The sequence below is a fragment of the Salinarimonas chemoclinalis genome (assembly GCF_041514305.1).
Taxonomy (GTDB): Bacteria; Pseudomonadota; Alphaproteobacteria; order Rhizobiales; family Beijerinckiaceae; genus Salinarimonas; species Salinarimonas chemoclinalis.
The window spans coordinates 84,397-101,964 of record NZ_JBGMWH010000008.1 but is presented as its reverse complement, the minus strand read 5'-3'; the positions used below and the strand labels follow the sequence as shown (position 1 = coordinate 101,964).

17 protein-coding genes and 1 pseudogene are annotated in these 17,568 nt (G+C 71.8%); 10 read left to right on the top strand and 8 right to left on the bottom strand.

Going from position 1 to position 17,568, the window contains the following annotated elements:
* Positions 1–9: 9 nt before the first annotated feature.
* On the bottom strand, positions 10–1,902 hold the full coding sequence (locus AB9M23_RS14215; RefSeq protein WP_372425213.1) for an ABC transporter ATP-binding protein: 1,893 nt from the start codon (positions 1,900–1,902) through the stop codon (positions 10–12).
* Between the two features lie 95 nt (positions 1,903–1,997).
* Here AB9M23_RS14215 and AB9M23_RS14210 point away from each other — a divergent pair, with 95 nt between their 5' ends.
* The 3 genes from AB9M23_RS14210 to AB9M23_RS14200 all read left to right on the top strand — a co-directional run bounded on the left by AB9M23_RS14210 (position 1,998) and on the right by AB9M23_RS14200 (position 5,353).
* Positions 1,998–2,462 (top strand): tRNA (cytidine(34)-2'-O)-methyltransferase, encoded by a 465-nt coding sequence (locus tag AB9M23_RS14210; RefSeq protein WP_372425212.1) that lies wholly within the window; start codon positions 1,998–2,000, stop codon positions 2,460–2,462.
* 115 nt (positions 2,463–2,577) lie between these two features.
* Complete coding sequence (locus AB9M23_RS14205) at positions 2,578–3,564, top strand: ABC transporter substrate-binding protein (protein WP_372425211.1); 987 nt, start codon at positions 2,578–2,580, stop codon at positions 3,562–3,564.
* 4 nt (positions 3,565–3,568) lie between these two features.
* Entirely contained in the window at positions 3,569–5,353 is a 1,785-nt protein-coding gene (locus AB9M23_RS14200) for an ABC transporter permease (protein ID WP_372425210.1), read from the top strand.
* Positions 5,354–5,357: 4 nt separating this feature from the next.
* On the opposite strand, the gene AB9M23_RS14195 is transcribed toward AB9M23_RS14200, so the two are convergent.
* A complete protein-coding gene (locus tag AB9M23_RS14195; RefSeq protein ID WP_372425209.1) occupies positions 5,358–6,563 on the bottom strand; it encodes a glycoside hydrolase family 108 protein in 1,206 nt (401 codons plus the stop codon).
* Positions 6,564–6,626: 63 nt separating this feature from the next.
* A complete protein-coding gene (locus AB9M23_RS14190; protein ID WP_372425208.1) occupies positions 6,627–7,049 on the bottom strand; it encodes a rhodanese-like domain-containing protein in 423 nt (140 codons plus the stop codon).
* A gap of 93 nt (positions 7,050–7,142) precedes the next feature.
* On the opposite strand from AB9M23_RS14190, the gene ftrA reads away from it, so the two are divergent.
* On the top strand, positions 7,143–8,162 hold the full coding sequence (gene ftrA / locus AB9M23_RS14185) for a transcriptional regulator FtrA (protein ID WP_372425207.1): 1,020 nt from the start codon (positions 7,143–7,145) through the stop codon (positions 8,160–8,162).
* A 72-nt stretch (positions 8,163–8,234) separates the two neighbouring features.
* On the top strand, positions 8,235–8,915 hold the full coding sequence (locus AB9M23_RS14180) for a DUF3047 domain-containing protein (RefSeq protein ID WP_372425206.1): 681 nt from the start codon (positions 8,235–8,237) through the stop codon (positions 8,913–8,915).
* A 13-nt stretch (positions 8,916–8,928) separates the two neighbouring features.
* On the opposite strand, the gene AB9M23_RS14175 is transcribed toward AB9M23_RS14180, so the two are convergent.
* Positions 8,929–9,633, bottom strand: coding sequence for an RES family NAD+ phosphorylase (locus AB9M23_RS14175; RefSeq protein WP_372425205.1), 705 nt, complete (start codon positions 9,631–9,633; stop codon positions 8,929–8,931).
* On the bottom strand, positions 9,630–10,043 hold the full coding sequence (locus tag AB9M23_RS14170) for an antitoxin Xre/MbcA/ParS toxin-binding domain-containing protein (RefSeq protein WP_372425204.1): 414 nt from the start codon (positions 10,041–10,043) through the stop codon (positions 9,630–9,632). The genes AB9M23_RS14175 and AB9M23_RS14170 overlap by 4 nt, the downstream gene beginning before the upstream one ends.
* A 114-nt stretch (positions 10,044–10,157) precedes the next feature.
* Between AB9M23_RS14170 and AB9M23_RS14165 the strand changes: the two genes are divergently transcribed.
* Entirely contained in the window at positions 10,158–10,397 is a 240-nt protein-coding gene (locus tag AB9M23_RS14165; RefSeq protein WP_372425203.1) for a type II toxin-antitoxin system ParD family antitoxin, read from the top strand.
* A pseudogene (locus AB9M23_RS14160) lies at positions 10,394–10,651 on the top strand (type II toxin-antitoxin system RelE/ParE family toxin); the annotation flags it as partial. The gene AB9M23_RS14165 and the pseudogene AB9M23_RS14160, both read left to right, overlap by 4 nt.
* A 111-nt stretch (positions 10,652–10,762) precedes the next feature.
* On the opposite strand, the gene rpoD reads toward AB9M23_RS14160, so the two are convergent.
* Entirely contained in the window at positions 10,763–12,826 is a 2,064-nt protein-coding gene (rpoD, locus tag AB9M23_RS14155; RefSeq protein ID WP_372425202.1) for an RNA polymerase sigma factor RpoD, read from the bottom strand.
* Between the two features lie 207 nt (positions 12,827–13,033).
* Positions 13,034–14,977, bottom strand: coding sequence for a DNA primase (gene dnaG, locus AB9M23_RS14150; RefSeq protein ID WP_372425201.1), 1,944 nt, complete (start codon positions 14,975–14,977; stop codon positions 13,034–13,036).
* Between the two features lie 126 nt (positions 14,978–15,103).
* On the opposite strand from dnaG, the gene AB9M23_RS14145 reads away from it, so the two are divergent.
* The 3 genes from AB9M23_RS14145 to AB9M23_RS14135 all read left to right on the top strand — a co-directional run bounded on the left by AB9M23_RS14145 (position 15,104) and on the right by AB9M23_RS14135 (position 17,406).
* Positions 15,104–16,327, top strand: a complete 1,224-nt coding sequence (locus AB9M23_RS14145) for a sensor histidine kinase (protein ID WP_372425200.1) — start codon at positions 15,104–15,106, stop codon at positions 16,325–16,327.
* 171 nt (positions 16,328–16,498) lie between these two features.
* On the top strand, positions 16,499–17,035 hold the full coding sequence (locus tag AB9M23_RS14140; protein WP_372425199.1) for a nucleotidyltransferase family protein: 537 nt from the start codon (positions 16,499–16,501) through the stop codon (positions 17,033–17,035).
* Positions 17,035–17,406 (top strand): HepT-like ribonuclease domain-containing protein, encoded by a 372-nt coding sequence (locus AB9M23_RS14135; protein WP_372425198.1) that lies wholly within the window; start codon positions 17,035–17,037, stop codon positions 17,404–17,406. Before AB9M23_RS14140 ends, AB9M23_RS14135 begins: the two co-directional genes overlap by 1 nt.
* Here the strand turns inward: AB9M23_RS14135 and AB9M23_RS14130 are convergent.
* Positions 17,391–17,534, bottom strand: coding sequence for a hypothetical protein (locus AB9M23_RS14130; RefSeq protein ID WP_372425197.1), 144 nt, complete (start codon positions 17,532–17,534; stop codon positions 17,391–17,393). The genes AB9M23_RS14135 and AB9M23_RS14130 overlap by 16 nt on opposite strands.
* Between the last annotated feature and the right edge of the window lie 34 nt (positions 17,535–17,568).

The following is a 17,568-nucleotide window of genomic DNA, read 5'->3' as shown; positions in this document are numbered from 1 at the left end:
CCTCCCCCCTCAGACGGCCTTCATCAGGCTCGGCGCGTCGACGCCGATGAACCCGCCCGACTGCCGCGCCCAGAGCCGCGCGTAGGCGCCGCCGCGCTCGAGCAGGGCGGCGTGGGTGCCCTCCTCGACGATGCGGCCCTCGTCGAGCACGATCAGCCGGTCGAGCGCGGCGATCGTCGAGAGGCGGTGGGCGATGGCGATGACGGTGCGGCCCTGCATCAGGCCCTCGAGCGACGCCTGGATCGCCGCCTCGGTCTCCGAATCGAGCGCGGAGGTGGCCTCGTCGAGGACGAGGATCGGCGCGTCCTTGAGGATCACCCGGGCGATGGCGATGCGCTGGCGCTGGCCGCCCGAGAGCTTCACCCCGCGCTCGCCGGTGTGGGCGTCGTAGCCGCGCCGGCCGGCGTGATCGACGAGCTCGGCGATGAAGCCGTCGGCGTTGGCGAGCCGCGCGGCGCGGGCGATCTCGGCGTCGCTCGCGTCGAGGCGGCCGTAGGCGATGTTGTCGCGGATCGAGCGGTGGAGGAGCGACGTGTCCTGCGTCACGACGCCGATCTGCGCGCGCAGGCTGTCCTGCGTGACGCGGGCGATGTCCTGCCCGTCGACGAGGATGCGCCCGCTCTCGAGGTCGTGAAGGCGCAGCAGCAGCGACACGATCGTCGACTTGCCCGCCCCCGACGGGCCGACGAGCCCGACCTTCTCGCCCGGCACGATGCGCAGGGAGAGATCGTCGAGCACGCCGCCCTCCTCCTTGCCGTAATGGAAGCGCACCCGCTCGAAACGGATCTCGCCCGTCTCCACCGCGAGCGGCCGGGCGTCGGGCGCGTCGACGAGGCCGTGGGGCTTGGAGATCGTCCGCATCGCCTCCTGCACGACGCCGACGTTCTCGAACAGCCCGCGCACGCTCTGCATGACCCAGCCCGACATCGTGATCACGCGCATGACGAGCGCGAGACCCGCAGCGGCGATGCCCGCCGAGAGCGCGCCCTCGCGCCAGAGCAGGAAGGACAGGCCCGCGGTGGCGACGAGGAGCGCGGCGTTCATCACCTGGAGGACGACGGACACGCCGCTGACGAGGCGCATCATGTCGAGGAAGGCGCGCGTGTTGCGCGCGATCGCCTCGCGCACCGCCGAGCGCTCCGCGTCGGTGCGGGCGAAGAGCTTGACGGTGAGCACGTTGGTGTAGCTGTCGACGACGCGGCCCGTCATGGCCGATCGCGTCTCGGCCACCTCGAGCGAGCGCGTGCGGGCGCGCGGCACGAAGTAGCGCAGGAGGAGCGCGTAGCCGACGATCCACGCGGCCATCGGCAGCGCGAGCCAGACCTCGATCGAGAGGAAGAGCCCGATGGCGGTCGCCGCGAAGAGCACGACGTACAGCAGCGTGTCGAGGAGCGTCACCGCGATCTCGCGCACCGCCTGCCCCGCCTGGAGCACGCGGGTCGACAGCCGCCCGGCGAAGTCGCCCTGGAAGTAGGAGATCGCGTGGCCGAGCGTGTAGCTGTGCGCGCGCCAGCGGATCATGTTGGTCGCGTTGGCGACCAGGATCTGGTTGGTGATCAGGTTGTGGGCGAAGAACAGGATCGGCCGCAGCACGAGGATGAGGAGCGCGACGGCGAGGAGCGCGGTCCCGTGCGTGTCGAGGATCGTCGCCGGGTCGCCCGAGGCGAGCACGTCCACGAACCAGCCGATCAGCAGGTAGATCGCGCTCTCGAACAGGCCGTAGGCGAGCGCGACCACGGTGAGTGCGACGAACCAGCCCTTCACCGGCGCGAGGTAGTGCCAGGCGAAGGGCAGCACGCCGGAGGGCGGGGTCTCGTCGCGGTCGAAGGGCGCGAAGGGGTCGATGCGGCTCTCGGCCCAGGCGAAGAGCCGGGTGGCGAGCGAGGGGCTTTGTGCGGACATGGGTGGAACGTCGTGCTTCCTCGGGGCTTCGTCAACCGACGCGGTCCCCGCGCGGTTCACTTGACGCGTCGTCGCGGGGACACGAAGACGAGAGCATGCGCCTCGTCCTCTACCAGCCCGACATTCCCCAGAACACCGGCACGATGGTGCGCCTCGCCGCCTGCCTCGGCGCGGCGGTGGACATCGTCGAGCCCGCCGGCTTCGACCCGTCGGACCGCAACTTCCGCCGCGCCGGCATGGACTACCTCGACCGCGTGGAGATCGTGCGCCACCGGTCGTGGGACGCCTTCCAGGACTGGCGGCGGGGGGCGGGCGTGCGGCTCGTGCTGGCGACGACCCGGGGCGCGATCCGCTACACGGACTTCGCCTTCGCGCCCGGCGACGCGATCCTCGTGGGGCGCGAATCGGCGGGCGTGCCCGAGGCGGTGCACGATGCCGCGGACGCGCGGGTGACGATCCCGATGCGCTCGGGCTTCCGCTCGCTCAACGTCGCCGTCGCGGCGGCGATGGTGCTCGGCGAGGCCTGCCGGCAGGCGGGGTGGGCGGGGATCGACGGATGAGCGCGGCGTCGCAGAGCTGTCACCCGAGCGTCATGCGCGCTTGGTACCGCGGGGCCGCACGCGCGCATCCGCGCGCCGCCCCCCGCCGTTCCACCCACTCGACGAGGTTTCTCGCATGAAGACGATCCTGCGCCCCGTGATCGCCGGCCTCGCGCTCGCGTCGGTCTCGACGCTCGCGCTCGCCCAGTCGGGCTCCATCACGGTCTACACCTCGCAGCCGACCGAGCAGATGGCGACCATCGTCGAGGCCTTCAACGAGGCCCATCCGGACATCCAGGTCGAGGTGTTCCGCTCCGGCACGACGGAGGTCGTCAACCGCCTGCAGGCCGAGTTCGCCGCCGGCTCCACGCCCGCCGACGTGCTCCTCATCGCCGACGCGGTGGCGATGACGCAGCTCAAGAACGACGGCCGCCTCGCCGCCTATCCGGACGCGCCGGTCGAGGGCCTGCCCTCCGCCGTCGTCGATCCGGACATGACCTTCTTCGGCACGAAGCTGATCACGACGGGCATCGTCTACAACACCGAGCTCGTCGAGACGCCGCCCACCTCGTGGATGGACCTGACGCAGCCCGAGGCCGCCGGCTCGCTGATCATGCCGAGCCCGCTCTACTCGGGCGCCGCCGTCTACCACGTCGGCACCATGGTTCAGCAGCCGCAGTTCGGCTGGGACTACTACGAGACGCTGGCCGACAACGGCGCCATCGCCGGGCGCGGCAACGGCGGCGTGCTCGAGGCGGTGGCCCGCGGCGAGAAGGCCTACGGCATCATCGTCGACTTCATGCCGCTCAACGCCGCGGCCGACGGCTCGCCGGTCGGCTTCGTCTTCCCGTCCGAGGGCGTCTCCGCCATCACGGAGCCGGTGGCGATCGTCGAGGGAACGGACAACATGGAGGCCGCGCGGGCCTTCGTCGCATGGACCCTGTCGCAGGCGGGGCAGGCGCTGTCGGCCTCGCAGGGCTACATTCCGCTGATCGACGGCGTGGACCTTCCGGAGGGCCGCCCCGCCCCCTCGCAGCTCACGATCCTCGAGGCCGACCTCGGCGAGATGATCGCCAACGACGAGGCGAACAAGCGCGCCTTCGCCGACCTGTTCGGCGGCTGACCGCATGCCGACGCGCGCGCAGGCCGACCGCTCCTCGCGCCTGCGCGCACCGCTCTCCCCGCGCCTGCGCGCACCGCTCTCCCCGCGCCTGCGCGCACCCTCCGGCGAGACCATCCTCCTCGCCGGCGTGGCGCTCTATCTCGGGGTCTTCACGCTCTGGCCGCTCGGGCGCCTCCTCGTCGAGGCGCTCGGGCCCAACGCCGCCGGCGAGACGCTCGGCATCCTGCGCGACCAGTGGCAGTCGCGCTCCACCTCGCGGGCGCTGTGGAACACGCTCGAGGCCGGCACCCTCGCGACCCTCGTCTCGGTGGTGCTCGGCGCGACCATGGCCTTCGTCGTGGCGCTCACCGACGTGCGCGCCAAGACCGCGCTCACCTTCGCGCTGCTGCTGCCGCTCCTCGTCCCCTCGCAGATCACGGCGCTGGCGTGGATCGAGCTGATCGGCCCCTCCTCGCCGATCCTGCGCCCGCTGGGGCTCGCGAGCCCTCCGGGCACCACGAACCCGCTCTACTCGCTCGGCGGCATCGTGCTCGTCATGGGCGTCGAGCACGCCGCCCTCGTCTTCCTCGCCGTGCGCGCGGGCCTGCGCGCCATGCCGCGCGACCTCGTCGAGGCCGCGCGGATCGCGGGCGCGCGGCCGCTCGTCGCGACGCTGCGCGTCGTGGTGCCGCTGTCGCTGCCGGCGCTGCTCGCGGGTGCGGCGCTCGCCTTCGTCTCGGCGATCGGCAATTTCGGCGTTCCGGCGCTGCTCGGCATCCCGGGCCGCTACACGATGCTGACCACGCTGATCTACCAGCGGCTGAACGGCTTCGGCCCCTCGGTGCTCGGCGAGGTCGCCGCGATCGCGCTCATCCTGATCCTGATCGCGGTCGGGGGACTGGCGCTGCGTGCGGTCGTCGCCGCGCGGATGCATGCGCGGGTCGAGCGGGCGAGCGCGATGCTGCGGCCCTTCCCGCTCGGGCGCGCGCGCCTGCCGCTGGAGACGGGCGTGTGGACCGTGCTCGGCCTCGTCTCGTTCCTGCCGCTGTGCGCGCTCCTCGCCGCCTCGCTGACGCCCGCAATCGGCGTGCGGCTCTCGCTCGAGACGCTGACCCTCGACCACTACCGCTTCGTGGTGCTGGGCCAGGACATGACGCGGCGGGCCTTCGCGAACTCCTTCCTGCTCGCCGGCGCGACGGCGGTCGTGGCGGGCCTCGTCGCGGTGCCGCTCGCGTACCTCGCGGTCCTGCGGCGCATGCGGACGGCGCGCGTTCTCGATCTCGTGGCGGACACCCCCTACGCCATCCCCGGCACGGTGCTCGCGATCGGGGCGATCCTCGTCTTCCTGCCGCCGCTGCCGATCCTCGGCGTGTCGGTCTACAACTCGCTGTGGATCATCCTCTTCGCCTACTTCGCCCGCTTCATGACGCTGGCGCTGCGGCCCGTGACGGCGAGCCTCGAGACGATCGAGCCGGCGCTTGACGAGGCCGCACGGATCGCCGGGGCGAAGGCGTTCCGGCGGCTCTTCGCGATCGTCGTTCCCATCGCCGCGCCGGCGGCCGTGGCGGGCGGGCTCCTCATCTTCATGACCGCCTTCAACGAACTCACCGTCTCCGCCCTGCTCTGGTCGTCGGGCACGGAGACGCTCGGGGTCGTCGTCTTCTTCCTGCAATACGAGGGCAACTCCCCCGCCGCCGCGGCGCTGGCGACGGCGACGGTCGTCGTGACGCTGCTGCTCGCGCTCCTGCTCGACGTGGTGGGCCGTCGGCTGCCGGGGGACGTGGTGCCCTGGCGCGACGCGGCGGGGTGAAGGGTCACCCGCCCGCCATCGCCAGCGCGTCCTTCTCCACCGTGTTCGTCCGGTTGGTCCAGCCATTTCCGTAGCGGTCCCAGCCGGACAGGGACCGGTAGTAGGCGATGCGCCCGTCGGCGAAGCGCCGGATCAGGTCTGGAGCGTCCTGGGCGGCGGTGGCGGCGAGCGTCTGCGGGCCCATGATGCCGTCCTGCGCCGTGCCGACCAGGCTCTCGAGCAGCTTGACCGAGCGGCTCGGGCCGGCGTTGACGCCGAAGTCGAACACGCTGAGATCGACGCCCGCCGGCAGGCCGTCGCACTGCATCGGGTTCCAGTAGTTCGCCCGGTAGATCGCCTTCGCCTCGGTCTCGGTCAGCGCCTTCACGTCGTCGGGGCCGAGGCTCTGGTCCTTGCGCCAGTCGCGCAGGGTGTTCAACGTGATCCCCATGTTGGTGGCCCCGCCGGGGTCGTGCGGATCGTCCACGTAGCCGCCCTCGAGCTGGAGCACGATCGTCACGCAGGCGTCGAAGCGCCGGTCGGCGTCCGCCGTCGAGGGCGCGGGCGACGGCACGGCGACGGGCGTGGGCGCGAGGGCGCTCGCGGTCGCCGCCCGGAAGGCCTGCACCGCCGCCTCGATCTGCGCCGAATGCGCGCCGAGCGCGGCGCTCACCTGCTTCGCGTCGCCGCCCGCCGCCTGCGCCTGCAAGGTGGCGGAGAGCTGGTCCTTGATCCGCGAGCCGTGCGAGGATCCCAGCCAGAAGTTCACCACCGTCGCGAAGGCCGCGGTGAGCGCGCCGATCGTGATGTTGATCAGCTGGAGCACCGCGGAATCCGTGGTCAGCGTCGGCTCGCGGACGAGCAGCCAGATCAACATCACGAAGAAGCCCACCGTCACGATCACCGAGATGATCACAGGCGCGAGCCCCACCGCGTTCCCCGCCTTGGCGAGCTGGGCGAAGGTGGCGCGCGCGCTCTCGGTGTCGGCGAGGTCGTCCGCGCGACGGTCGCTCTGCGCCTGCGCCGCGATCTGCGCGAGCTTGATGCGCAGGTCCGCGAGCTTCGCCGGGTCCTGGACGAGCGCCACCTGCGCCGCCTGCGGGTCCGACGTGCCCGCCGCCTCGGCGACCGCCCGGCTCACCGAGGCGGCGACGTCGCCGGCCTTGCCTCCGGCGAAGGCCCGTGCGGCATCGGGCACGAGCTGCAAGGCCAGCGCGATCAGCGGATTCATGACTCGGCACCCCCGGGCTACGACCCAGGGTAAGCCGATCCGCGATCGATTCGGAAGCCCCGCTCACACCTCCGCGAGCGTGCCCGGCGCCGTGCCGGTCGCGAGCGGGAAGCCCTCGTCGCGCCAGCCCGTGACGCCGCCGATCATGATCTTCACCGGCCGCCCGAGCCGTGCGAGCGCGAGCGCCGCCTTGTCGGCGCCGTTGCAGTGCGGCCCCGCGCAATAGACGACGAGGAGCGTCGTCGGCGGGATCGCCGCGAGGCGCTCGGCGGAGATCTCGCGCCGCGGCAGGTGGCCAGCGCCCGGCACGTGGCCGCGGGCGTAGGCGCCCGCGCCGCGCACGTCGAGGAGGACGAAATCGGCGGTGCCCGCGGCGAGCGCGCCATGGACGTCGTCGCAGTCGGTCTCGAAGGCGAGCTTCGCCGCGTAGTGGCGCTCGGCCTGGTCGGAGGGGGCGGCGGGAACGGCGGTGACCTCGGTCGGCATGGCGTCTGCTCCAGGTGCGTGTGGGCCCGCAGCGATCCTCCACCGCCGACCGCCCGCTTGCGAGCGGCGCGATCGCCGACTAGCGTCGAGATCATGCCAAACGCGCGCACCCCCTCCCGTCCGCCTCGCCCCTCCCCTCCCGACAACCGGCTGGTGGTCGCGCTCGCCTACGACGGCCTGTGCACCTTCGAGTTCGGCGTCGCCGTCGAGATCTTCGGCCTCCCCCGCCCGGAGATGGGGGACGGCTGGTACCGCTTCGCCGTCTGCGCCGCCGAGCCCGGCCCCCTGCGGGCCGCCGGGGGCATCCGGGTCCTGTGCGACGGCGGTCTGGACCTGCTCGAGGCGGCGGGGACGATCGTGATCCCCGGCTGGCGCGGGGTCGACGCGCCCGTGCCGGAGGCGATCCGCGACGCCCTTCGGCGCGCCCACGCCCGCGGCGCACGGGTGCTCTCGCTGTGCTCGGGCGTCTTCGTGCTGGCCGCGGCGGGCCTGCTCGCCGGGCGCGCCTGCACGACGCACTGGCGCTACGCCCGCGCCCTCGCGGACGCCCATCCGGACCTCGTGGTGCGGCCGGACGTGCTCTACGTCGACGAGGGCTGCGTCCTCACCGCCGCCGGCAGCGCGGCGGGCATCGACCTGTGCCTCCACCTGATCCGCCGGGATTTCGGGGCGCAGGCCGCGAGCAGCGTCGCGCGCCGGCTCGTGGTGCCGCCGCATCGCGAGGGCGGGCAGGCGCAGTTCGTCGAGGCGCCGGTACCCCGCGCCCGCGAGGGCGCGCGGCTCGGGCCCCTGCTCGACGCCGTGCGCGCCTCCCTCGACCGGCCCCACTCCATCGCCGCCATGGCGCGCGCGGCGGGCATGAGCGCGCGCACCTTCCAGCGCCGGTTCGAGGCGAGTACGGGCCATCCGCCGGGCGAATGGCTCGTGCTCGAGCGCCTGGCCCGCGCCCGCATCCTGCTCGAGACGACCGATGCCGCCCTCGACGACGTCGCCGCCGCCTGCGGCTTCGGCACGCTCGCGACGCTGCGCCACCACTTCCGCACGCGACTCGCGACGAGCCCCGGCGCCTACCGCAGGCGCTTCCGCGGGCACGCACCGCTCGCGGCTTCGTGAGCCGATGTCATGAGCCCCGCGGCGGGTTCGCGTCGTAGCTTCGCGCGACGCACGAACCGATCCGGAGCCGCCATGATCCGCAGAATTCTCGCCGCCGCCGCACTCCTCGCCCTCGCCGCCCCCGCCGCCGCGCAGGTTCCGATCCCCTTCGGGCCGAGCCTCGCCGCCGCCGGCTGGGAGGAGATCGCCTTCCGCGGGATCCCCGCCACCACCTACGCCGCCGAGGGCACGGACCGCCTCACCGTCGTGGCCGAACGCAGCTCCTCGGTGCTCGCCGCGCGCGTGCCGCCCGCCGCCCTCGACGCCACCCGCGCCGCCTGGCGCTGGCGCGTCGATGCCGGCCCGCCACCGACCGATCTCGGCCGGCGCGGCGGCGACGACCGGGCGCTCGCCCTCTACTTCGCCTTCGCGCCGGAGGCCGACCGCGCCGCGGCGGAAGCCGGCCGCACCGGAATGCGCTCGCTGCTGCTCTCGGGCCGTGGTCGGCTGCTCGTCTACGTCTTCGGCGGCGACGGCGCGCGCGGGGACGTGGTCGAGAACCCCTACACCCGCGGCCGCGGCGTCTACCTCATCCGCCGCCCCGCGGGCGCCCCGACGGGCACCTGGCTCACCGAGGAGGTCGACCTCGCCGCCGACCATCGCGCCGCCTTCGGCGAGGAGCCCGGCGTGCTGGTGGGCGTCGCCGTCGCCTCCGACGCGGACGACACCGGCGGGACGAACGTGGGAGCGATCGAGGGGCTCACGGTGCGGTGAGGGGGCGGGGCGCTCAGCCGACGCCGGGGAGCGGGCGCCAGGCCTCCTCGCCGATGACGAAATAGCGGGTCACCGCACGACCGTCCCAGCGATACTGGAGCGTCCGCGCCTGCGTGACCGGCAGGCGGACGCGATTCGGCCAGAACAGCGCGACGGCGAGCCCCTGCGGGTAGCGCACGCTCGGGTACAGCACGCCGTCGGCGCCGTCCGCCCGCAGGGCGGCGGCGAGCATCTGGCCGGCGCGCCAGTCGTCGGGCGCGAGGCACTCGTCGAAGCCGTTGCGCAGGTCCGCCAGCCTCCCGCCGATCCCGGCGACGAGTTCCCGATAGAGGGCGTCGCCGGGCGGCTCGTCCGTCGCCCGCATGAAGCGTGCGAAGTGATGCACGGTCTCCATCAGGGCCACCTCGAAGACGTCGCCGCAATACCAGACGCCGAAGCGTCCGTCCGAGAACCGGCCCGGGCGTTCCGGCGAGCAATGGGTGAAGGCGCCCATCACGAGGCTCGCCGTCGGCCCCGACACCCGCCGCTCCGGCGGGACGAGCGAGAGATTTCCGATCTCGTCGCGCACCCTCGGGTTCGTCTTGGCCTCCGCGCTCGCGATCAGGTCCCAATCGGCGGGATCGGCGATGTCCTCGAACAGCCAGACCGGCGGGTAGATGGTGCGGATGATGCGGTGGCTCGTGGGCCAGTCTACCGCGACGCGTGCCGGCGCGGTCACCACCCGCCCCGCTCGGCGTCGAGGTAGGCGCGCACGGCCGTGATGTCGCTCGGCGCGCCGCCGAGCATGCGATCGAGCGCCGAGCGACCGCCGAAGGCGGCGTTCGGCTTGGCGATCCAGGCATGGCCACGCGCCGGCTCGGCGAAGAGGTAGCGCAGCGCCTTGTGGATGCCCATCAGGTCGCCGAGCCGCCAGGCGGTGTCGTGCGGGATCGCCCCGATCTCCCCACGCTTCCAGCGATAGAAGGTCGACGGGCTCGGCTGCCCGAGCAGCACCCGCGCCTGCGCGTCCGACAATCCCCACAGCCGAAACAGGTTGAACGCGGCGCGTAGCATGGCGGCGGCTTCCTCCTGCGTGACGGCGGGGGAGCCGGGCGTGTCGCCGGTCGAGATCGGGGCTTGCCTCGGCATGAGCGCTCCTGTCTGCCGACAGTAAAGGTAATCGTCATTGCCTCAGGGCACAAGACGCCAGCCTGCGGCCGCGCACCGGCCGAGGCAGGATGCAGCCGGCCGGAGGTGACCACCATGACCGTGCACAAGACGATCGAGTTCTCCGAGGACGACGCCGCATTCATCGACGCGGCCGTCGCGGAAGGCCGCTTCGCCTCCCCGTCCGACGCCGTGCGCGAGGCGCTGGCGCTGCTCGCCGACGCGGAGCGGATCAAGGCGCTGCGGGAGGCGATCGCGGAGGGGGAGGCGAGCGGCGAGCCGGAGCCGTTCGATATCGAGGAGTTCCTCGAGCGCGCGCGCCTGGAAGATCGATGAGCCGGGTCCGCTTTCGGCCGAAAGCGGACCGCGATTTGATGAACATACGGCGATATACAATTGGGAGCTGGGGAGACGCTCGAGCCGAGGCCTACGTTCGGTCTGTCGCCGCCGCCTTGGAAAGCGAGGCGGCCGGACGTCGCCGGGTCAGACGAACGGACATCGCACCAGAGCTCTGGCGGTTGAAGGTCGGCTCGCACATCGCCTACTACCGACGGACCGACGAGTACGTCGACGTCCTGCGCATCCTGCACGAACGGATGGATGCGGGCCGGCACCTGATGAGAGATGCTCGAAGCACGAACGCGAACGCCCACGGCTCCCACCGCGGGCGTTCCCACATCCCATCGGACCTGCCGGCCCGATCAATTGTCCAGGAAGCTCCGCAGCTTCCGCGACCGGCTCGGGTGCTTCAGCTTCCTGAGCGCCTTCGCCTCGATCTGGCGGATGCGCTCGCGGGTCACCGAGAATTGCTGGCCGACCTCCTCGAGGGTGTGGTCGGTGTTCATGCCGATGCCGAAGCGCATGCGCAGCACGCGCTCCTCGCGGGGCGTGAGCGAGGCGAGCACGCGCGTGGTGGTCTCGCGCAGGTTCGACTGGATCGCGGCGTCGATCGGCAGGATCGCGTTCTTGTCCTCGATGAAGTCGCCCAGGTGCGAATCCTCCTCGTCGCCGATGGGCGTCTCGAGGGAAATGGGCTCCTTGGCGATCTTGAGGACCTTGCGGACCTTCTCGAGCGGCATGGCGAGCTTCTCGGCCAGCTCCTCGGGCGTCGGCTCGCGGCCGATCTCGTGGAGCATCTGGCGAGACGTGCGCACGATCTTGTTGATCGTCTCGATCATGTGCACGGGGATGCGGATGGTGCGCGCCTGGTCGGCGATCGAGCGGGTGATCGCCTGGCGGATCCACCACGTGGCGTAGGTCGAGAACTTGTAGCCGCGGCGGTACTCGAACTTGTCCACCGCCTTCATCAGGCCGATGTTGCCCTCCTGGATCAGGTCCAGGAACTGCAGGCCGCGGTTGGTGTACTTCTTGGCGATCGAGATCACGAGACGCAGGTTCGCCTCGATCATCTCCTTCTTCGCCTGACGGGCCTCGCGCTCGCCCTTCTGCACCATGTGCACGATCTTGCGGAACTCGGAGATCTCGAGCCCGGTCTCGGAGGCCAGCGACTGGATCGAGTCGCGCAGCGCGTGGATGTTGTCCTTGCCATTGGCCGAGAAGTCGCGCCAGCCGCGGCCGCCGAGCTTCGACACCCGCAGGAGCCACTTCGGGTCGAGCTCGTGGCCCTGGTAGTTGCGCAGGAAATCCTCGCGGCCGACACCGTAGCTCTCGGCGAGCCGCATCAGCCGGCCCTCGAACGACAGGAGCCGCTTGTTGATGTCGTAGAGCTGCTCGACCAGCGCGTCGATGCGGTTCTGGTTGAGCGAGAGCGACTTCACGTCGCCGACGATCTCGTCCTTGAGCTTCTTGTACTTGCGCTCCTGCGAGGGCGTCAGCTGGGAGTTCTGCAGCCGCTGCTCGACGTGCTCGAGCTGGAGCCGGCGCAGCTTCTTGTAGTTGTCGGCGATGTTGTCGAACGTCTCCAGCACGCGCGGCTTGAGCTCGCTCTCCATGGCGGAGAGGGAGACGTTGTTCTCCATGTCGTCGTCGTCGACGTCGCCCTCGGGCGCGCCGGACGGCGGCTCGTGCGGCGCGCCGTTGGGAACGCCCGCGGTCGCGCCGCCGTTCGGGCGCGGCGCGTCGGCCGGCTGGGCCGCCTGACCGGCGCCGGTCTCCTCGCCGCCCACGCCGTCCTCGGACGTGCCGCGATCGGCGCCACGCCCCTCCGGATCGGCGTAGGTCGCCTCGAGATCGATGATGTCGCGCAGGAGCACCCGGCCCTCGACGAGCTCGTCGCGCCAGATGATGATCGCCTGGAAGGTCAGCGGGCTCTCGCAGAGGCCCGCGATCATCGCCTCGCGACCGGCCTCTATGCGCTTGGCGATCGCGATCTCGCCCTCGCGCGAGAGCAGCTCGACCGAGCCCATCTCGCGCAGGTACATCCGTACGGGATCGTCCGTCCGGTCGGTCGGCTCCTTCGCCGCCGCCTCGGGCCGCGCCACCACCGCGCGGGTCTGCGAGGCCTCGACGAGGTCGCCGCCCTCGGCTTCCTCCTCCGCCTCCTCGCCCTGCTGCTCGCCTTCGGTCTCGTCGCTCTCGACGACGTTGATGCCCATCTCGGAGAGCTGTCCGAGCACGTCCTCGATCTGCTCCGACGAGAACTCGTCGGGCGGAAGGACCGCGTTCAGCTCGTCGTAGGTGACCCAGCCGCGCTTGCGCGCGGCCTTGATCATCCGCTTGACGGCCGCATCCGTGAGGTCGAGGAGCGGGCCGTCCGACTGCTGCTCCGGAGCCGTGTCGGTCGTTTCAGTCGTCTTCGTCGCCATCGATTATCCTACGCGTCCCGCTCACGCGTCGCGGCCTCGCGCGCCGCTCCGAGCGCCCCTGGGGCATCGGCCATCGAACACGCATCGCCTTTTCGAACCGTTAACCATGGAATTCGCACGCCCCCCGCGCGAACCCCCGCGTCGTCTTCGTCGTGTCGCCCGTCTCGGCCCGCCGCGCCGGAGGGTCTCGTTCTTCGTCGCGCGCGTTCACGCGTCGTCGCGCTGGGCCTCGGCGCCCTCGAGAGAGGACAGTTGCGCACGCACCTCGCGCAGCCACGCGAGATTCGCCTCGCTGTCGTCCTCGGCGAGAGCCCGCTCGGCCGCCCGAAGTTCGGTATGTAGCGTGTGCGCACGGCGATGCAAGTGGATCGCCTGCCTGACGGCGTCTTCGACGCGCAGGGGGTCGGCGAGCGGGTCGCCGATCCAGCGCAACCCCGGCACGATGTGCGCGTACACGCTTTCGAGCGTCCGCGAAAGCCCGGCGCGTGCGAGCCGCGCGGCGATCACCTCCGGCGTCGGCGCGTCGTGGCGCGCGGCGCAGTCGACGAGCCCGCGTTGCAGCGCCGTCGCCTCCGGGCTGGCGAAGTCGAGCTCGGCCAGGATGTCGGCCTGTTCCTGGAGCAGCGCCGGGTGCGTGGCGTAGGCGGCGAGGATCGCCGCCTCGCGCGGGTGCGGCGGCTGCGCCTCCCCCACCTCCCCGGGCGCGAAGAGCCGGGTGCGCAGGAGATGCGGGCTCGGCCGGAACCCCGTGGGCAGGCGCGCGCCCACGCGCTCCTCGAAGCGCCCGCCGCGGGACGTCCCTCCCCGGCCCGCCCCGGCGCCGTACGCCCGGCCCTGTCCCGAGCCGCGCCCGCCGTCCTGCCCGCCCCGCCCGCGCCGCGTCGCGCCGAAGGCGGCCGAGAGGCGCGTCTCGACGTCCTCGCGAAAATAGCGCTGGAGCGTCTCGTCCTTGATCGTGCGTACCGCCGAGAACAGCCTCCGCTCCAGCGCCGCACGGTGCTCGGGCGTATCCGTCGGGCCGGCCTCGAGCTCGCGGGCCCAGAGCACCTCGATCAGCGGAAGCGCCGAGGACAGCACCCGTTCTATCGCCGCCGCGCCGCCCGCCCGGGCGAGGTCGTCCGGGTCCTGCCCCTCGGGCAGGATGGCGAAGCGCAGCGACTTGCCCACCGGCAGCGCCGGCAGCGCCACGTCGAGCGCGCGGAAGGCGGCGCGGCGCCCCGCCTTGTCGCCGTCGAAGCACAGGATCGGCTCGTCGGCCATGCGCCACAGCAGGGCGAGCTGTTCCTCGGTGAGCGCCGTGCCGAGCGGCGCCACCGTGTGCGGGAAGCCCGCCGCCGACATCGCGATGACGTCGACGTAGCCCTCGACCGCGACCACCGTGCCGCGATCGTGGGCCGCCTTGCGGGCGGCGTGGGCGTTGTAGAGCATCGCGCCCTTGTGGAAGAGCGGCGTCTCCGGCGAGTTCAGGTACTTCGCCGGCACGTCCGCCTGCAGCGCACGCCCGCCGAAGGCGACGACGCGCCCGCGCAGGTCGGTGATCGGGAAGATCACCCGGTCGCGGAAGCGGTCGTAGGGGACGTTGACGTCCTCCCCCGTGACGAGGAGCCCCGCCTCCGCCATCAGCTCGGCGGGCACGTCCTTCCCGGCGAGGTGGTCGCGCAGGGCGAACCGGTCGGAGGGCGCGTAGCCCAGCCGGAAGCGGGCCTGCAGCGCCTCGCCGATGCCGCGGCGCGCGAGGTACTCCCGCGCCTTGCCGCCGCGTCGACCCTTCAGCTCGGCCTCGTAGAAGGCGGCGGCCATCTCCATCACCTCGACGAGGCCCGCACGCCGCGTCTCGCGCTCGCGATCGGCCGGGTCGGGCGTGGGCAGCGCGACCCCGGCCTGCGCCGCGAGCCGCTCGACCGCCTCCGGGAACGAGACGCCCTCGGTCTCCATCAGGAAGCGGAAGATGTCCCCGTGCTTGCCCGACGAGAAGCAGTGGTAGAAGCCCTTCTGGTCGTTGACGTAGAACGAGGGCGTCTTCTCGGAATTGAACGGCGACAGCGCCTTCCACTCCCGCCCCGCCTTCTTGAGCTGAACGCGCCGCCCCACGACTTCCGAGACGGGAAGCCGGGCACGGATCTCGTCGAGCAGGTCGGGGGGGTAGCGCATGCGGGGAGCATACAGCAGAAAGCGCGGGTGGAGTCATCCGCGTGCGGCGCGCACGAGAACGCGCCTTCCGAGATCGCAGAGGCGATCCGAATGCTGCCCTCCGAGCTCCTCGCCGAGTAGCCGTCCGTGCATTGGCGCCCAGGCGCCGCGATACGCGGCCCCGGAGCCGGCGACCACGGCGGGTTCCGCTCGCGCCCCGATGCGACCCGGGGCGGGTTTCGTGGCAACGAGCCTTACTTTCGCTTCAGATCATCCGTCTCTGTCGGCGGCGACGTGCGGAACAGGTGGCCTCCGCAAGCGTTGATGCCGGCTTGCTCGCGGGGTGGATCTGTGAAGGCCAGTACGACCTCGGAGTTCGCGCCCGCCATGACCGATCCGGTATGGGACGAGCGGCGCCTGCGGACCGCCACGAATGCGGCCGGCGTGGCGCTCTGGTCCTGGAACGTCGATACGGACCGGATCGCCATGGACGAGCGTGCGTTCGAGCTCTGGGACGTCCCTCCGAGGGAGCGCGTGACGTTCGAGGAACTGTCGGCGCAGATCCATCCCGCCGACCTGGACAGGGTCCGGGCCGCCTTCACTGCGGCGAGGGGGCGACCCGGGGTGTACGAGATCGATTTCAGGATCATGCACGGCGACGAGGTGCGATGGGTCTCCTCGCGCGGTCGGGGCGACGACGACGGCATCGTCGGCCGGACGCTGTTCGGCGTGTTCCTCGACGTCACGGTGCGCAAGCTCGCCGAGGAAGCGCGCGAGATGATCACCGGCGAGATGCAGCATCGGATCAAGAACCTCTTCAGCCTCACGGCGGCGCTGTCGTCGATCGCGTCGAGAACCACCGGCACGAAGGAGGAGATGGCCGACGACCTGAGGCGCCGCCTCGGTGCGCTCTCCGCGGCCCACGACCTGATCCACCCGGGATACGGCGAGCAGAAGCGCGCCGTGGTCCTGCCGGAGGTCCTCCACGTGCTGCTGAAGGCGTACACGGAGGACGGCGCCGTCGCGAAGCGCGTGACGATCTCCGCTCCCGAAGTCCTGGTCGGCGAGCGATCCGCCACCTCGGTCGCCATGATCGTCCACGAGCTGGCCACCAACTCGGCGAAGTACGGAGCCCTGTCCACCCCGCAGGGACGGCTCGACGTGTCCTGCAGCGAGACGGAGGATGACGTCGGACTCGTCTGGACGGAGAGCGGCGTCGCGATCGCGCAACCGCGCGTCGACCAGGTCGGGTTCGGCACCCTGCTGACCGGGAAGGTCGTCAAGCAGGTCCAGGGTACGATCACCCACGATTGGGGGAGCGACGGCGTCGTCGTGACGCTGCGGATGAGCAAGGCGCAGCTCGGCGTGTAGCAGGCCCGCGCCGGTTTCGACGTCGCGGCGTGCCTCACCCCGCTCGGGGCGGGCCGGCGTCGTCCTGCTCCGCCTCGGCGTGAGCTTCGGCCTGGGCCTCCACTCGCTTGCGGGGATGGTCGAGAATCTGTATTTTACAGACTCGCCTCTCCGACCGGAGCCCCGCCCGCCATGGCCGTCGTCACAGCCGCAGACTTGCAGAGGCGCTCCGCCGAGGTCCAGCGCACGGCCTCGCGCGAGCCCGTCTTCATCACCCGCCACGAGACGCCCCGCTACGCGCTGCTCAGCCTCGAGGACCTCGTGCGGACGGGCGCGCATCGGGCGCTGATGGCGGACGGCGGGCTGCCGGATGCAGTGATGCGTCGGCTCGAAGCGTTGGGAAAGGAGATCGTGCCCTACGATCGGCGCGCACCGACGCTCGACGATGTCCGCCACGTGGTCGAGACGCATCGCGAGGAGCTGCGGGCGAATGGGATCCAGGGGCTCTGGGTCGTCGGATCGGTGGCGAGGGGCGAGGCGACCTCCCGAAGCGATGTCGACCTCGTCGTGTCCTTCGCCCCGGACCACCGGGTGAGCCTGCTCGACCTGGGCGTCGTCAACTACGACTTCTCCCAGTGGCTCGGCCGTGACATCGACGTCCTGCGCTGGGAGGCCATTCCCGAAGGCGCGGCGACACGCGTTCGCTCGGAAGCGATCCGGGTGCTGTGATGGCGCGCGCGACGACCGCTCTGCTGGACGACATTCGATCCGGATGTGCGGACGCGACGGAGTATGCCGGCGGCCTCGACCTGGACGGGCTCACACGACTGCCGCTCGAGGACCAGATGCGCTACCGCGCGCTGAAGAACGCACTCACGGAGATCGGGGAAGCCATCCGCATGTTGCCCCCGCGCCTGATCGCCGATCATCCGCAGGTGAGATGGCGTGGGTTCGTCGGCCTGCGCAACGTCGTCGCTCACCAGTACTTCGCGCTGGAGCCCGAGGTTCTGCACGCGATCCTGACAGAAGAGGTTCCCAAGCTGGCCGAGACGGTGGCACTCGTCGCCCAGTCCGATCTCTGCCGCTACGATCGCGCCTGAGCGATCTCTCGCGCCCTCGCCGTTCTTCCTGCGGCGGTTCCCCTGGACGTGAAGTGCATGCCGTTGCCGAGCATGATCAGCACGATGCCCAGCAGCAGGGCCCACACGCCCGACAGGACCTGAAGCATGAACCGCCTTTCCGTGGCCTGGGAGGCCGTTCGC

Bases quoted from the DNA above. Each gene is read 5' to 3' on its own strand.
- AB9M23_RS14165 (WP_372425203.1), top strand. From the start codon at position 10,158: ATGACCGTGCACAAGACGATCGAGTTCTCCGAGGACGACGCCGCATTC.
- AB9M23_RS14130 (WP_372425197.1), bottom strand. From the start codon at position 17,534: ATGCTTCAGGTCCTGTCGGGCGTGTGGGCCCTGCTGCTGGGCATCGTG.
- AB9M23_RS14195 (WP_372425209.1), bottom strand. From the start codon at position 6,563: ATGAATCCGCTGATCGCGCTGGCCTTGCAGCTCGTGCCCGATGCCGCA.
- AB9M23_RS14210 (WP_372425212.1), top strand. From the start codon at position 1,998: ATGCGCCTCGTCCTCTACCAGCCCGACATTCCCCAGAACACCGGCACG.
- ftrA (WP_372425207.1), top strand. From the start codon at position 7,143: ATGCCAAACGCGCGCACCCCCTCCCGTCCGCCTCGCCCCTCCCCTCCC.
- AB9M23_RS14200 (WP_372425210.1), top strand. From the start codon at position 3,569: ATGCCGACGCGCGCGCAGGCCGACCGCTCCTCGCGCCTGCGCGCACCG.
- AB9M23_RS14180 (WP_372425206.1), top strand. From the start codon at position 8,235: ATGATCCGCAGAATTCTCGCCGCCGCCGCACTCCTCGCCCTCGCCGCC.
- AB9M23_RS14140 (WP_372425199.1), top strand. From the start codon at position 16,499: ATGGCCGTCGTCACAGCCGCAGACTTGCAGAGGCGCTCCGCCGAGGTC.
- AB9M23_RS14215 (WP_372425213.1), bottom strand. From the start codon at position 1,902: ATGTCCGCACAAAGCCCCTCGCTCGCCACCCGGCTCTTCGCCTGGGCC.
- AB9M23_RS14135 (WP_372425198.1), top strand. From the start codon at position 17,035: ATGGCGCGCGCGACGACCGCTCTGCTGGACGACATTCGATCCGGATGT.
- dnaG (WP_372425201.1), bottom strand. From the start codon at position 14,977: ATGCGCTACCCCCCCGACCTGCTCGACGAGATCCGTGCCCGGCTTCCC.
- AB9M23_RS14190 (WP_372425208.1), bottom strand. From the start codon at position 7,049: ATGCCGACCGAGGTCACCGCCGTTCCCGCCGCCCCCTCCGACCAGGCC.
- AB9M23_RS14205 (WP_372425211.1), top strand. From the start codon at position 2,578: ATGAAGACGATCCTGCGCCCCGTGATCGCCGGCCTCGCGCTCGCGTCG.
- AB9M23_RS14170 (WP_372425204.1), bottom strand. From the start codon at position 10,043: ATGCCGAGGCAAGCCCCGATCTCGACCGGCGACACGCCCGGCTCCCCC.
- rpoD (WP_372425202.1), bottom strand. From the start codon at position 12,826: ATGGCGACGAAGACGACTGAAACGACCGACACGGCTCCGGAGCAGCAG.